The following is a 13,412-nucleotide window of genomic DNA, read 5'->3' as shown; positions in this document are numbered from 1 at the left end:
TAGCTTTTGCGTGAGCGAGCTTGCAAAATCGCAAGTTAATCCTTGCATCAAAGTCGGTAGCCAGCTTCTTTCAGCGCAGTGAACACCTTGAGCGGCGTCGCCGGCATGTCCATGGCCTTGATGCCGGCGGCACGGTCGAGCGCGTCGACCATGGCGTTCATCACGGCCGGGCAGGCGCCGATCGCGCCGGCCTCGCCCGCGCCTTTCACGCCGATGGCGTTGGTGATGCAGCGGACATTGCGCGTCTCGAAATGGAAGTTCGGGATGTCGACCGCTCGCGGCAAGGCGTAGTCCATGAAGGTCGCGGTCAGCATCTGGCCCTCGGGATCGAAGCGGATTTCCTCCATCAGCGCCTGGCCGATGCCCTGGGCCGAGCCGCCATGCACTTGCCCCTGCAGCATCAGCGGGTTCAGCGTCACGCCGAAATCATCGACCACGACGTAGTTCAGGATCTCGGTGCCCCCGGTCCCCGGATCGATTTCCAGCTCGCAGACATGCGTGCCGTTCGGATAGGTCGCCTCCGGCGGCGTCCAGCTCTGATGGACCTTGAGCATGGCCGGCGTCGCGCCCGGCAGAGCCGCGATGGCGGCGAGGTCGAGCGACTTGTCGGTGCCGACGATGCGGACGGCGCCGTTGGCGACCTCGAGATCGCCCAAGGCGGCCTCGAGCTTCTCGGAAGCGAGTTGCTTGAGGTTGTCTGTGAGAATCTCCGTCGCCTTGTTCAGCGCCGCGCCGCCGACGGGGATCGAGCGAGAACCGCCGGTGCCGGAGCCTGTCTCGACGCGGTCGGTATCGCCCTGCACCACACGGATGCGATCCATCGGGATGTCGAGATGCTGCGAGACCAGCTGCGAATAGGCCGTTTCATGCCCCTGCCCGTTCGACTGGGTGCCGATCAGCACCGTGACGGTGCCGTCCTTCTCCAGGATCACGGTCGAGCTTTCCGGGCCGCCGCCGCCGCAGGCTTCGATATAGCTGGCCATGCCGATGCCGCGGATCTTGCCGGCCTTGGCCGAAGCCTTCTGGCGGGTCTTGAAGCCCGTCCAATCGGCCACCTCCATGGCCCTGCGCATATGGCCCTCGAATTCGCCGGAATCGTAGACCGGGCCGGTCTGCGTCTTGTGCGGCATCTCCGAAGGCTTGACGAAGTTCTGCGCCCGCACCGCATCCGGCGTCTTGCCGGTTTCGCGCGCGATGGCATCGACCAGGCGCTCGATCAGATAGGCCGCCTCGGGCCGCCCGGCGCCGCGATAGGCATCGACGGGGGTCGTGTTGGTCAGCACGCCGCGGAAGACGACATGCACGGCCGGGATGTTGTAGCAGCCCGGCGTCATCGTCGTGCCGACCCAAGGGATGAAGGGCCCATATTGCGAGAGCCAGGCGCCCATCTCGGCCGAGAGATCGACCTTGAGACCGATGAACCGGCCCTTGGCGTCGAGCGCCATCGTCGCCGTCGAAAGATTGGCGCGGCCATGGGTGTCGGCCAGGAAATGCTCGGTGCGATCGGAGACCCAGCGCACCGGACGCTTCAGCTTCTCGGCCGCGATCATCGCCAGCGGATATTCGCGGTAGAGGAAGATCTTGGTGCCGAACCCGCCGCCGACATCCGGCGTCACCACGCGGATGCGCTTCGGGTCGACCTTGAGCACATAATTCGCGATCAGGTCGCGCATGCCGTGGCTGCCCTGGCTCCCCAACGTCAGCGTCCAGCGCTTATCGGCCTTGTCGTATTCGGCGATGCAGGCGCGCGTCTCCATGTAGTTGGAGGCGAGCCGGTTGTTGACGATGGTGAGCGAGACCGTGCGCGCTGCCTTGGCGAAGGCCTTCTCGGTCCTCTCACGATCGCCCTGCTCGGCGACGAAGGCGACATTGCCCGCCCGGTCAGGCCACACCTGCGGCGCGCCATGCTCCAAGGCCTCCGCAATGCCGGTCACGGCCGGCAACGGATCCCAGTCGATCTCGATCGCCTCGGCCGCGTCACGCGCCTGCGCCAGCGTTTCGGCGACGATGAAGGCGACGGCCTCCCCGACATGACGGACCGTGTCGGCCGGCAGCACCGGAACCGGGAGAGATTGCGACATCTCGCCCGAGACGGTCGTGACATGCCCCTTGCAGGGCAGATCGCCATACCCGGCGACATCCTTCCCGGTCAGGATCAGCTTCACGCCCTTCAGCTTCCGGGCGGTCTCGGTGTCACCGATCGCAAAGCGGGCATGAGCATAGGGCGCGCGCAGCACGAAGGCGTGCAGCGCGCCCTCTGCGGCGATGTCGTCAGTATACCGGCCTGTCCCGGTCGTCAGGCGTTGATCCTCGACCCGCCGCACAGGCTGGCCGAAACCGAATTTCATGGGACGCATGAGGCATATCCTCAGTTAGGTCTGATGAAAGACTGAAACAGAAACGCGGCCGCGTCAGCCCCCGGCGCATGGTCGGGAGCTGCGTTGAGCGCAAGGCGCCTCAGCGCGCCGTACGGATCGCCGCCTCCGAGAGCGAGACCATCGTCTTGTAGTTGTTGACGATCCAGTTCGCGTCGTTGGCCGCGCCGCGGCGGACATCGCCCTTGCTCTGGGCGAGCTTCTCGCTGAAATCGCGCAGCTTGCCGAGCCAGGAATTCGCCTGACTCTCGATAAAAGGCACGCCGCCCGGGCTCTTCTCGGTGAAGGCGCCCATTTCGCGGACCGCTCCGGCATGGTCGGCAATCGCGGCGTTGAACGCCTTGAGATCGACGATCGGATGCTCGCTGCTCGGCATCAGATCGATTGACAGCGGACAGGGCCGAAGCCTCAGTCCTCCGCGACCGGTTCGCCATGCGTCAGCCAATCCTTGAAGCCCCCGGCATAGTGGCTGTCGATGTCGAGACCAGCCGACTGCGCGAATTCGAGCGCCCGCCGCGAGCGCACGCCGGCGGCGCAGGACAGTACGACTCGCTTGCCCGGCTCGTTTGGCAGGTCCGCCGGATCGAACTGCGAGAGCGGCCGCGAGACCGAGCCCGGAATATGTCCTGCCGCGAATTCATGCGGCTCGCGCACGTCGACGAGCAGGATGGAGCCGTCGCTCAGACCCGCCTTGACGGCGTCGATATCGAGGTCGTTCACGATCATGGGCAGCATCTCCCGCTCAGTCCTGTTACTCCGTCCAGATAGGGCGGCGCGGCAGGATATGCCAGCGGATGGGTGGCGGAGCCAGCCGAAAGGTCGCAGCGGCGGACCGCCGGTCCGCCGCTCATTGCCTTCGGAACCCTTAGCCCTGCGGCGGGATGCGCAGCACCCAGCCCGGCTGGATCAGGTCGGGGTTCTTCACCGGCGGCGTATTGGCCTTGACGATCTCGGGATACTTCGCGCCCTGGCCCTTGCCGTAATGCTCCTCGGCGATCTTCCAGAGCGTGTCGCCCTTCTTCACCGTGTAGAACACGGCAGCAGGCGCCTCCTTCGTGACGGCGAGGTCCGATTCGACCTGCGCCACGCCAGTGGTGTTGCCGAGCGCCAGGATGATTTTCTCCGCCTGCTCTGTCGACATGGCGTTGCCGGAGACCTTCACCTTGTCGCCATCGATCTGGATGTTGACGTCGGACGGCAATCCGTGCCCCGCCAGCTCCTTCTGCAGATCATCGGCGGTCGCAGCCTTGGCCGAGCCCGAACCGAAGATCTTGGCGCCCGCTTCCTTGATGAAACTGAACAAACCCATGGAATGCCTCCTTGTGTCGGGTGGCTATCAAGCCCTGTCGCAGCCCTATGTGCAAGCTGCGGAGGAAAAGGTGTTTTTTCGGAACCTGACCACTGATCGCGCGTGAAGGGCCGGAAGGCCCTTTCCTGCTTGCCACGCGGCTGGCAAGAACGCCTTACCCCAACCGGAGTTCCCCATGCTCTCACTCGCTCAGGCCCAGACCATCCTCGCGACGGCGCTCGCCCATGCCGAGGCCAATGGCTTCAAGCCGCTCGCCATCGCCGTCCTCGACGCGCGCGGCGCACAGAAGGCCTTTGCGGCCCAGGACGGCACCAGCCTGAAGCGCGGCGAGATCGCCCTCGGCAAGGCGCATGGCGTCATCGCGCTCGGTGTCGGCTCGCGCGCACTGCACAAGATGGCACTGGATCGCCCTTATTTCGTCGAGGCTGCGACCCATGCGGTCGGCGGCTCGCTGGTGCCGGTGCCCGGCGGCGTGCTGATCCGCTCGCCCGAAGGCCCGGTTCTCGGCGCCATCGGCATCTCCGGCGACACCTCCGACAATGACGAGGCTGCGGCTTGCGCCGGCATCGCCGCGGCGGGCCTCACCGCCGAAACCGGGGCCTGATCCCGCGCTTTTTGCACTTGCCATTCGACTGCTGAGGCCTCATGTCCTCCGGTAATCTGGGTTCTTTAAACCGTACAGTTTGGACCGGATCGAAGGTAGGATTATGAGCGAAGCGGCAGCAGCCAACGAAAACGAAGTCATCACCACCGACGTCGTCATCGTCGGTGCCGGCCCTTGCGGCCTCTTCGCGGTCTTCGAACTCGGCCTGCTCGACATCCGCGCGCATCTCGTCGACATCCTGCCGAAGGTCGGCGGGCAGTGCGCGGAGCTCTATCCGGAGAAGCCGATCTACGACATTCCCGGATTTCCAATGGTCACCGGCCAGGCGCTGGTCGACAATCTGCTCGAGCAGATCAAGCCCTTCGGGCCCACCTTCCACCTCAACCAGATGATCGAGTCGGTCGAGCCATGCGGCACCGCCGAGGCGCCGCGCTTCCGCGTCACCACCGACGCCGGTACGGTTTTCGACACCAAGACGGTCGTCATCGCGGCCGGCGGAGGTTCTTTCCAGCCGAAGAAGCCGCCGATTCCCGGCATCGAGGCCTATGAGCACGGCTCCGTCTTCTACGCCGTGCGCAAGATGGAGGCCTTCCGCGGCCGCAACATCCTGATCATCGGCGGCGGCGACTCCGCCCTCGACTGGACGCTGAACCTGCAACCTATCGCCAACCGCGTCACGCTGATGCATCGCCGCGACGATTTCCGCGCCGCGCCGCACTCGGTCGAGCAGATGCGCGCCCTGGTCGCCGACGGCAAGATGGATATGAAGCTCGGCCAGGTCACGGGGCTCAAGGGCGAGAACGGCAAGCTCGAGGCCGTTCTCTGCCGCGGCACCGAAAATGCACCCTTCGAGATCGCCTGCGATACGATGCTGCCCTTCTTCGGGCTGACGATGAAGCTCGGCCCGATCGCGGACTGGGGCCTGAATCTGCACGAAAACCTGATCCCGGTCGACACCGAGAAGTTCGAGACCAGCGTGCCCGGCATCTTCGCCGTCGGCGACATCAACGCCTATCCAGGCAAGCTCAAGCTCATCCTCTCGGGCTTCCACGAAGCTGCGCTGTGCGCGCAGAAGGTTCACCGCTACGTCTATCCAGAGAAGCGGCTGACCTTCCAGTACACGACCTCGTCGACGAGCCTGCAGAAGAAGCTCGGCGTCGCCTGAGCGGGCAGCAAGCCGAAACAGCTGAATGCTGGAAGCCGCGGCCAGGGCCGCGGCTTTTTCAATGCGCCATCGTCTCGCGCTGAACCTGGGCGGCGGCAGCACCACTATGGGCCGCACTCTGCGCCAGGCCGAGGCCGAGCGATTGGCGCACGCTCTCGGAGGGGCCGGCCAGCACAGGCGCTTTGCCCTGCGGGGCGCTGACGACCTGCGGCGCGTCGCGCTCATCCATCGGCGGCAGCGGCAGATGATCCTCCGGCTCCTCCGGCTCGATCCGCGCCTTGAGCTCGGCGAGCGCGCCCCAGAGCGGCTGGAAGGAGAACCTGATCTTGTGCGTGCCGGCTGGCACCTGCACCGCGCGGAACAGCACATTGGCCTTCAGGATCTCGGTCTCGACCCCGTCGACCTCGACCTTCCACCAGGGATGCCAGATGTCGTTGAGCACGACGAATCCGGCCGCAGGCGTCCTCACCTCGATCTCGACATGCGCGTTGCGATACTGCGTCAGCTTGATATCGGCCTGCACCGCGACCGGCCCTTCCGGGGTCGCGACGGGCGGCTCGACATCGAGCAGAACGGCCTGCTGCGGATCGGTGTCCGGCCAGCGGCCCGAGAGTTTCATGCTCTCGAAATCGGCGAACTGCCAGCCGCCCACGAACTGCACCCGCGGCAGCGCATGCGGGTTCTCGTAGACATAGCCTTCCTTGGTTCGCGCAACCAGGTTGAGATCGCCGCTGCGCAGCGAGTGATCGACTTGGTCGATCGGCACCGGCGAGGCGATGTAGCGCAGCCCAAGCAGGTTGGCGAGCCGGCAGCGATAGGATGGGAAGAGCGGCGTGAACTTGCGGTCCGCCGGCTTTGCGATGCCGTCGCCCGTACCCACGGCCTCGGAGAAATCCTCCAGCCGCAGCGGATTGTAGCCGAGCGTGTGGTCGAACCCATGGACCATGCCGGCATTCGGCCATTCGAAGCCCATGCCGAGCAGCTCGACCCGGTCGCGGCGCGGCGAGCCGGCGGGCTGCGACGTCAGGTGCTTCAGCACCGCGATCGTCTCGTTCTTCGTGCCCGGCTCCAGCACATCGTACATCTGCGGCGGCAACGCCGTGGACTCGTTCGGGCCGTTGTTGACGCCCAGATCCGCTGCTACCACGCCCGTGACCAGAACCGCGGCGGCGGCAGTGCCGAGCGCTCCGCGCCAGCGCTGCAGGGCGAAGAAGGCGCCGCCCGCGACGGCGAACCAGACCAGAGCCAGCGCAACCGGCTTCCAGGCATCGGCGAGATGGCCCGCGCCGCGCGAGACGATGAGCGCGAGGATGACCGTCGCCATGACCACGCCTGCGCCGATCATGAGATCGCGGCGGAAGGAGGTCCCCTCTTCCGCGGTCAGGATGCGGTGCAGCACATAGCCGGAGAGCACCGCCGCCAGCCCGCCGATCAGGAAGGTTGCGTCGGCCGGCCGGCGGAACTGCTTCACGCCCGGCATATATTCGTAAGCGAAGTGGAACAGCGGCGTGTAGCGCCCGAGTGCGAACAGCACCATGAAGGCGAACATCAGCGTCAGCGGCCGGATCGACTTGTCCCAGAGCCAGCCGCGAGTCAGGCCCGGCGCCAGCAGCAGCAGCATCGGCAGCGCGCCGAAATAGACCTGCGCCATATTCTGCGACAGGTAGAGGACCTGGGGGTCGCTATAGGGTCCCCAGAACTCGACATTGGGATCCTTGGCGCCGAACAGGTCCCCGATGAATGCGGTGAGCAGCGACACAGGGTGCAGCGAGCCGCGAGCCGCCACGCCGAAATCGATCTCGGGCCGTGTCGTCGCCTCGGCGAAGAGCCAGGTCCAGAGCAGCGGCAGGACGATGACGGCCAGCCCGACCACGCTGGCGGCCGCGATCGGCAGCAGGCTCGCGCGAAAAGCCGGCCAGCCGCCGGAGGCCCAATGCGCCACGACCATGCCGAACAGCACATAGCCGCCGAGCAGGGCGACCTGATCCGGCTCCAGCACCATCAGCCCGGCCGCCAGGCCAGCGAAGACACCGGAGAGAACCGAGGAACGCTGCAGCATCCGCGCCGTCAGCCAGAAGGCGATGGCGAAGAAGGCGAGGCTCGCGATCTGGCCGACATGCTGCACCCGCCACGCAGCCGAGGCCCCGAAGGCGAAGACCAGCGCCGCCATCAGGCCGCCGGCCGGATGCCAGCCGCGATCGCGGAAGAACATGATGAGCGCGAGGCCGCCGGCGAGCAGATGCGCCAGCACATAGGCGTCGACATCGCGGAAGCTTGGAGCCGGCGACAGCAGGGCGAGCAGGATCGCAGGCGAGAAGATCAGCGACTGCGGATCGGCGATCTGCGGCGAGCCGGCGAAAACGTTGTGGTTCCAGAAGGGCGACTGACCGGAATGGAGCGCGTTCGCGAGGAACTGAACCTGCGCCTGGAAATGCGCCTTCGCGTCGAACGGAATCGTCACCGACCCCGAAAGCCAGGGCCAGCACAGGATGCCCCATGCCACGACGAAACCGATGGCCGCCAGCAGGTAGCCGGCGCCCCTTGCATCCACGCGTCTCAAATGGACCCCCACGGTCCTCGGCACGAACGGTCCCGTTCTGGGATCCTGTCTCCAGCCCTGTCAGTGAGTGGACCTTGCTGTCGCGCACCTGAACCGAATCTGAACGCAATCACGCAGCCGTGAGCGAAGCTCCGGACAATCTGAAGAAAGCGGAAATCCGGGTGACTATGTCGCTGTCACGGCTCCCCAAAGCGCCATCCCCGTCATGGTCGGGCTCGTCCCGACCATCCACGTCTTCGTTGGTCAAAGGCCGTGTTCAAGACGTGGAGGCTCGCCACGCGGGCGAGCATGACGGCGGCGGCAGATCAGCGCGCGGCAGCGGCAAGCCAGCCTGCCAATGCCTGACGCTCGGCCGGCGTCATGCCGGAAAGATTGTTCGGCGGCATCGCATGGGTCATCACGGCCTGCGTGCGGATGGCGCGGGCGTGGACGGCGATCTGCTCGGGCTCGTGCAGCAACACACCCTTCGGCGCGATCTGGATGCCGAGCCAGGATGGCTCGGGCGCATGGCACATGGCGCAACGCCCGGTCACGATGTTGGAGACCTCGGCCGGCGGCAGCGTCATGCCGGCCATCAGGACAGGTTTCGGCACCTCCCGCGGCTTCAGGCCGAGCTGCTCGCGCCCGCCAGGCGAGGACGACATCGCCACCCAGAAAGCGAGCCAGAGCGCCAGGATCGCCACTGCCCAGCACCACCAGGGCGATTTCGCATGGTCGCCGTGCCGGACATTGAAGAAATGCCGTATCAGCGCGCCGGCGACGATCACCAGCGCCACCAGCAGCGGGATCACCGCCGAATTGGCATAGGTCACCGGATAGTGGTTCGACAGCATCAGGAACAGCACCGGCAGGGTGATGTAGTTGTTATGCGTCGAGCGCTGCTTGGCGGCCTTGCCGTATTTCGGATCGGGCGTCTGCCCGGCGACCAGCGCCGCGATGACCTTCCGCTGCCCCGGCATGATGTTGAAGAAGACGTTGGCGGTCATGATCGTCGCCATCAGCGCGCCGGTATGGATGAGCGCGCCGCGCCCGGAGAAGACGTTGGCGAAGGCCCAGCTCGCCGCGACGACATAGCCGAAGCCGATGAGCCCGAGCAGGACGTCATGCCGGCCGAGCGGCGACCTGCACATCAGGTCGTAGATCACCCAGCCGGCGACGAGCGCGGCGATGCCGATGGCGCCGGCAGCGAAGGGCGAAAGCTGCATCACCGCCGGATCGATCAGATAGAGCTCCGACTGCGCGTAATAGACCCAGACCAACAGGAAGAAGCCGGAGATCCAGGTCCAGTAGCTCTGCCATTTGTGCCAGGTCAGCTCGGCCGGCATCACGGCCGGCGCCACCATGTATTTGCGCATCTCGTAGAAGCCGCCGCCATGGACCTGCCAGGCGCGCCCGCCTGTGCCGACCGGAATGTCCGCAGCCGGCTTCAGCGAGGCGTCGAGATGGATGAAGAAGAAGGAGGCACCGATCCAGGCGATCGCCGTGATGACATGGAGCCAGCGCAGCATCATGCCGCCCCATTCCATCAGATAGGCTTCGAGCATGGCGCTGCGCTCCGCGAGGGTTGGTGGTGATCCCGAATCCGGAGGATGCCGCTCCGGCACCACCAAGCTAACCCGCTTTCGCCGGGTCCGAAATCGCCCGAGATTTGACATCCGGGAACATGATCTTATCGCAAAAGCCGATATCGATTTTCCCGCATGGCGCTCTACAGTTGCGCAGAACGACAGGGTTCCGGAATCGATGCGCGCCGGACGGCGGTGCTTTCAGGAGAACGGCAGGGAATGGGACGCCTCTCGACGCATGTGCTCGACACGGTCAATGGCCGCCCTGCCGCCGGTGTCGCGATCACGCTGGAACGGCTGCATCCCGACGGCTCGCGCGAGCGGCTGGCCCAGGCCGTGACCAATTCCGACGGCCGCACCGATGGCCCGCTGCTCTCCGGGACGCTCCAGCCGGGCAGCTATGAACTGAGCTTCGCGGTCGGCGCCTATTTCCGCGATCTGGGCAGCGCCCTGCCCGAGCCCGCCTTTCTCGATCTCGTCCCAATCCGCTTCGGCATCGCCGAGCCGGAAGGGCACTATCACGTCCCGCTCCTGGCCTCGCCCTGGAGCTACTCCACCTATCGCGGCAGCTAGACCTCATGACCCAGACGACCTATCCGCGCGACATGAAGGGCTATGGCCGCAATGCCCCTCACCCGCATTGGCCGGGCGAGGCGCGCATCGCCGTCCAGTTCGTGATCAACTACGAGGAAGGCGGCGAGAACTGCATCCTCCACGGCGACGCCGCCTCGGAAGCCTTCCTGTCCGAGATCGTCGGCGCGGCCCCTTGGCCGGGCCAGCGCCATATGAACATGGAGTCGATCTATGAATACGGCTCGCGCGCCGGCTACTGGCGGCTCTGGCGCATGTTCACGGAGCGCAACCTGCCGGTCACCGTTTTCGCCGTCGCCAGCGCGCTGGCGCGCTATCCCGAGATCGTCGACTCGATGCAGGAGGCCGGCTGGGAGATCGCGACCCACGGCCTGAAATGGATCGACTATCGCGACACTCCCAGGGAGCGCGAACGCGCCGACATTCTTGAGGCGATCCGCATCCAGACCGAGCTTACCGGGGAACGGCCGCTCGGCTGCTATCAGGGCCGCACGTCCGAGAACACGATCCCCCTGACGATGGAGGAAGGCGGCTTCCTCTACACCGCAGATGTCTATTCCGACGAATTGCCCTACTGGCTCGCGGGTCAAAAGGGTCCGCAGCTGGCCGTGCCCTATACGCTCGACGCCAACGACATGCGCTTCGCCACGCCGCAGGGCTTCAACACCGGCGAGCAGTTCTTCACCTACCTCAAGGACTCTTTCGACACGCTTTATGCCGAGGGCGAGACGGCTCCGAAGATGATGTCGATCGGCCTCCATTGCCGCCTCGTGGGCCGTCCGGGCCGGGCCGCGGCACTCGCCCGCTTTCTCGACTACGTGAAGAGCCATGACCGGGTCTGGGTCGCGACCCGACTCGACATCGCCCGCCACTGGGTCAGGACGCACCCCCCGGCGGGCGGCTATATGCCCTCGAAGCTGCCCAAGGCACTCTTCGTCGAAGTCTTCGGCCGCGTCTGGGAGAATTCGCCCTGGATCGCCGAGGCGACCTACGACACCGGGCTCGGCGCGGCGCAGGATACCGCGGAGGGCCTGCATGCCGCGATGGTCGCGGCGATGCGCAAGGCCTTGCCCGAGCGGCAGAAGATTCTGCTCAACGCCCATCCCGATCTCGCCGGGAAGCTTGCTGCGGCCGGAGAGATGACGGAGGAATCGACGCAGGAACAGTCTTCGGCGGGGCTTGATCGATTGACCAGCGACGAGCGCGTGCGCTTCACCGCCCTGAACGAGGCCTATAAGGCCCGCTTCGGCATTCCCTTCATCATGGCAGTGAAGGGCGCCACCAAGGCTCAGATTCTGGCGGCTTTCGAAGAGAGGCTGAAGAACACGCCCGCGCAGGAATTCGCAACGGCACTGGCGCAGGTCGAGAAGATCACGCTGCTGCGTCTCAAGGAATTGCTGCCGGCAGGCTGAGCACGGCTCACTGCGGCGCCCTCAGCTCGGGCTTGACCCGAGCATCTCGGAAACCAGCTCCCTCCGGTCCTGAGATTCTCGGATCTACGCTGCGCTGCGCCCGAGAATGGCGCGTTCCCCGGAACCTCCGCTCCTCCCGCCACGTTGATGAGCGGGGAAAGGGAGGCCCATCCGTGTTCCGCCTGTTGCTGATCATACTCATGCTGGTCATCGGCTATGATGCCGTGGCGCATCAGGGCGCCTATACGCGCGAAGCCTGGAACGCCGTCACCCGGCTGGCCGGCTCGACCATCGAGGGTGCGAAGGGGCTGGGCGAGCGCGCGCGGGACGACGCCAACGCACCCCGCAACTGAGCCGTATCTTCAGGCCGCCGTGCGCGCCTCGACGATGCCCGCGATCGCCTCGAGCATCCGCGTGTCGTCTCCCGCCAGCCCCTCCATCGCCGCCATGCGCTGGATCACCGTGCCGGCGATCGCTTCCTCCACCGTATCCTCGGCATAGGTGTAGAAGATCGTCGCGTGCTGGCCGTCGCGATGGCAGCGACCCTCGATCTGCTGCAGCTGGATGGCGCTGTGGCGCATGTCGTGGACCACCAGCGCCCGCTCCCGCTCGCCGCCCGGCATTTCGCCGCGATGCAGCGAGATCGACTCGGTGACGGTGAAGATCACGGCGTCGAGCGCGCCGGTCTGGAAGGCGATGCGGGTCTCTTCGTTCTGCGCGCCCGAGCGCTCGCCATTGATTTCGCCGACTCGCCAGCCGCGCCCTCTCAGCGTCTCGGCCAAAATCGCGCTGGTCTCAAGGAAGGCGACCGAGATCGCCACCTGCTCGTCATTCCCGAGCAAATCCTCGCAGAAATCCGCCGTGCCGGCGATGCGGAGCAAACTGGCTTTCTGCCGGAAGCGCAGATCGGCGGCCCAGCCCTGCGGCTTGCGCGTCGAGCCGCCGGCCAAGCCCAGCTCCTTGCGGAACTCCCGCCAGGTCGCCTCGTAGAGCTTGCGCGCGGCACTATCCAACGCGACGGGGGCGAGCTCGCGCTGCACTTCCGGCCAGCCGGCGATCTCCTCGGGCCGGCGGCGCAGGCCGATGGCGTTCGCGCCGCGATAGAGCAGATCGGCCATCACCTTGCGGTCGGTCTCGTTCGGCTCCCAGCTCCAGTTCTTCCAGCGGCCCTTGGCCCTGCCGATCTTCAGCCGCTTCATCAGGGTGCGGAAGCCGTCGAGATCGGCGGTCGGCATGCCGGCCGCCTTCGCCAGCAACGGCGCGAGATAGGACAGCTCGTGCGGCGACTGGCCTGCCGTCGCGCTCATATAGATGGTGAAATCGGCCGCTTCGGCCATCTGCCGGCAGACCAGCCCCTGCTGCGAATTGGGATTGCGGATGCGGTGGGCTTCGTCGATCACGACAAGCGGCCAGACTCGCTTCGGCCGGCCATGCTTCGCGAGTTCATTGTTCTTCGCCCGCGCCGAGCGTTTCCGGCTGTCAGCGACTGGGGCGAGCAACGACTTCGTCTTCTCGAAATTCATCAGCGTCACGCGCTTCGCCGGCAGGCCTGACAGCGCCATGGTCCGCCGCCATTGCGGGATCGCCCCTTTCGGGCAGATCACCAGCACGTCCTCCTCCGGCATCGCCGAGAGCGCGAGCCAGGCCGAGAGCGTCTTGCCGAGGCCGGTGAGGTCGCCGAGCAGGAAGCCGGCGGCCCCCTTCCCTCGCGCGGCCAGGATCGCATCGCGGGCGACGAGCTGGTGCGGATGCGGGGTGAACGTCATGCGGAAAGGAAGATCCTCATCGGTGTCTGGGCGCCCCGCCCTGCCCGGCGGGCATGGCGCGCCCG

Annotated in this window: 12 protein-coding genes; 5 read left to right on the top strand and 7 right to left on the bottom strand. The window is 66.1% G+C overall.

Features of this window, described 5'->3' with window-relative positions:
- Positions 1 to 47: 47 nt before the first annotated feature.
- The 4 genes from AC1DEZ_RS06885 to lysM form a co-directional block, all read right to left on the bottom strand.
- Complete coding sequence (locus AC1DEZ_RS06885; RefSeq protein ID WP_476779158.1) at positions 48 to 2,357, bottom strand: xanthine dehydrogenase family protein molybdopterin-binding subunit; 2,310 nt, start codon at positions 2,355 to 2,357, stop codon at positions 48 to 50.
- Positions 2,358 to 2,457: 100 nt separating this feature from the next.
- Positions 2,458 to 2,751 carry a hypothetical protein gene (locus AC1DEZ_RS06880; RefSeq protein ID WP_476779157.1) on the bottom strand — a complete coding sequence of 98 codons (294 nt, stop codon included), beginning with the start codon at positions 2,749 to 2,751 and terminating at the stop codon, positions 2,458 to 2,460.
- Positions 2,752 to 2,783: 32 nt separating this feature from the next.
- The gene (locus AC1DEZ_RS06875; RefSeq protein WP_441513742.1) at positions 2,784 to 3,101 is read right to left on the bottom strand and encodes a rhodanese-like domain-containing protein; all 318 of its coding nucleotides are present in this window, start codon (positions 3,099 to 3,101) and stop codon (positions 2,784 to 2,786) included.
- A 139-nt stretch (positions 3,102 to 3,240) separates the two neighbouring features.
- A complete protein-coding gene (lysM, locus tag AC1DEZ_RS06870) occupies positions 3,241 to 3,684 on the bottom strand; it encodes a peptidoglycan-binding protein LysM (protein WP_476779156.1) in 444 nt (147 codons plus the stop codon).
- Positions 3,685 to 3,859: 175 nt separating this feature from the next.
- Between lysM and AC1DEZ_RS06865 the strand changes: the two genes are divergently transcribed.
- On the top strand, positions 3,860 to 4,288 hold the full coding sequence (locus tag AC1DEZ_RS06865) for a GlcG/HbpS family heme-binding protein (protein WP_441513744.1): 429 nt from the start codon (positions 3,860 to 3,862) through the stop codon (positions 4,286 to 4,288).
- 103 nt (positions 4,289 to 4,391) lie between these two features.
- The gene (locus AC1DEZ_RS06860; protein WP_476779155.1) at positions 4,392 to 5,453 is read left to right on the top strand and encodes an NAD(P)/FAD-dependent oxidoreductase; all 1,062 of its coding nucleotides are present in this window, start codon (positions 4,392 to 4,394) and stop codon (positions 5,451 to 5,453) included.
- 58 nt (positions 5,454 to 5,511) lie between these two features.
- Here the strand turns inward: AC1DEZ_RS06860 and AC1DEZ_RS06855 are convergent, their stop codons facing one another.
- Together AC1DEZ_RS06855 and AC1DEZ_RS06850 are read right to left on the bottom strand one after the other, a co-directional pair.
- Positions 5,512 to 8,004 carry a hypothetical protein gene (locus AC1DEZ_RS06855; RefSeq protein WP_476779154.1) on the bottom strand — a complete coding sequence of 831 codons (2,493 nt, stop codon included), beginning with the start codon at positions 8,002 to 8,004 and terminating at the stop codon, positions 5,512 to 5,514.
- A 314-nt stretch (positions 8,005 to 8,318) separates the two neighbouring features.
- Entirely contained in the window at positions 8,319 to 9,557 is a 1,239-nt protein-coding gene (locus AC1DEZ_RS06850) for a urate hydroxylase PuuD (protein ID WP_476779153.1), read from the bottom strand.
- Positions 9,558 to 9,797: 240 nt separating this feature from the next.
- Between AC1DEZ_RS06850 and uraH the strand changes: the two genes are divergently transcribed.
- The 3 genes from uraH to AC1DEZ_RS06835 all read left to right on the top strand — a co-directional run bounded on the left by uraH (position 9,798) and on the right by AC1DEZ_RS06835 (position 11,934).
- Positions 9,798 to 10,151: a hydroxyisourate hydrolase gene (gene uraH, locus AC1DEZ_RS06845; RefSeq protein ID WP_441513748.1), complete on the top strand. Its 354-nt coding sequence runs from the start codon at positions 9,798 to 9,800 to the stop codon at positions 10,149 to 10,151.
- A gap of 5 nt (positions 10,152 to 10,156) precedes the next feature.
- Positions 10,157 to 11,581, top strand: a complete 1,425-nt coding sequence (puuE, locus tag AC1DEZ_RS06840) for an allantoinase PuuE (protein ID WP_476779152.1) — start codon at positions 10,157 to 10,159, stop codon at positions 11,579 to 11,581.
- A 173-nt stretch (positions 11,582 to 11,754) separates the two neighbouring features.
- Positions 11,755 to 11,934 (top strand): hypothetical protein, encoded by a 180-nt coding sequence (locus AC1DEZ_RS06835; RefSeq protein ID WP_476779151.1) that lies wholly within the window; start codon positions 11,755 to 11,757, stop codon positions 11,932 to 11,934.
- A 9-nt stretch (positions 11,935 to 11,943) separates the two neighbouring features.
- Here AC1DEZ_RS06835 and AC1DEZ_RS06830 read toward each other — a convergent pair whose 3' ends face one another.
- Entirely contained in the window at positions 11,944 to 13,347 is a 1,404-nt protein-coding gene (locus AC1DEZ_RS06830) for an SNF2-related protein (protein WP_476779150.1), read from the bottom strand.
- Positions 13,348 to 13,412: the final 65 nt, after the last annotated feature.

This window comes from Allobosea sp. 10L422 (assembly GCF_056395345.1).
The sequence above is the reverse complement of the archived record's forward strand: the minus strand, read 5'-3'. Positions and strand labels throughout refer to the sequence as shown.

What these genes read in the sequence shown, in the direction of transcription:
- AC1DEZ_RS06885 (WP_476779158.1), bottom strand. Translation starts at nt 2,357, where the DNA reads ATGCGTCCCATGAAATTCGGTTTCGGCCAGCCTGTGCGGCGGGTCGAG.
- AC1DEZ_RS06880 (WP_476779157.1), bottom strand. Translation starts at nt 2,751, where the DNA reads ATGCCGAGCAGCGAGCATCCGATCGTCGATCTCAAGGCGTTCAACGCC.
- AC1DEZ_RS06875 (WP_441513742.1), bottom strand. Translation starts at nt 3,101, where the DNA reads ATGATCGTGAACGACCTCGATATCGACGCCGTCAAGGCGGGTCTGAGC.
- lysM (WP_476779156.1), bottom strand. Translation starts at nt 3,684, where the DNA reads ATGGGTTTGTTCAGTTTCATCAAGGAAGCGGGCGCCAAGATCTTCGGT.
- AC1DEZ_RS06865 (WP_441513744.1), top strand. Translation starts at nt 3,860, where the DNA reads ATGCTCTCACTCGCTCAGGCCCAGACCATCCTCGCGACGGCGCTCGCC.
- AC1DEZ_RS06860 (WP_476779155.1), top strand. Translation starts at nt 4,392, where the DNA reads ATGAGCGAAGCGGCAGCAGCCAACGAAAACGAAGTCATCACCACCGAC.
- AC1DEZ_RS06850 (WP_476779153.1), bottom strand. Translation starts at nt 9,557, where the DNA reads ATGCTCGAAGCCTATCTGATGGAATGGGGCGGCATGATGCTGCGCTGG.
- uraH (WP_441513748.1), top strand. Translation starts at nt 9,798, where the DNA reads ATGGGACGCCTCTCGACGCATGTGCTCGACACGGTCAATGGCCGCCCT.
- puuE (WP_476779152.1), top strand. Translation starts at nt 10,157, where the DNA reads ATGACCCAGACGACCTATCCGCGCGACATGAAGGGCTATGGCCGCAAT.
- AC1DEZ_RS06830 (WP_476779150.1), bottom strand. Translation starts at nt 13,347, where the DNA reads ATGACGTTCACCCCGCATCCGCACCAGCTCGTCGCCCGCGATGCGATC.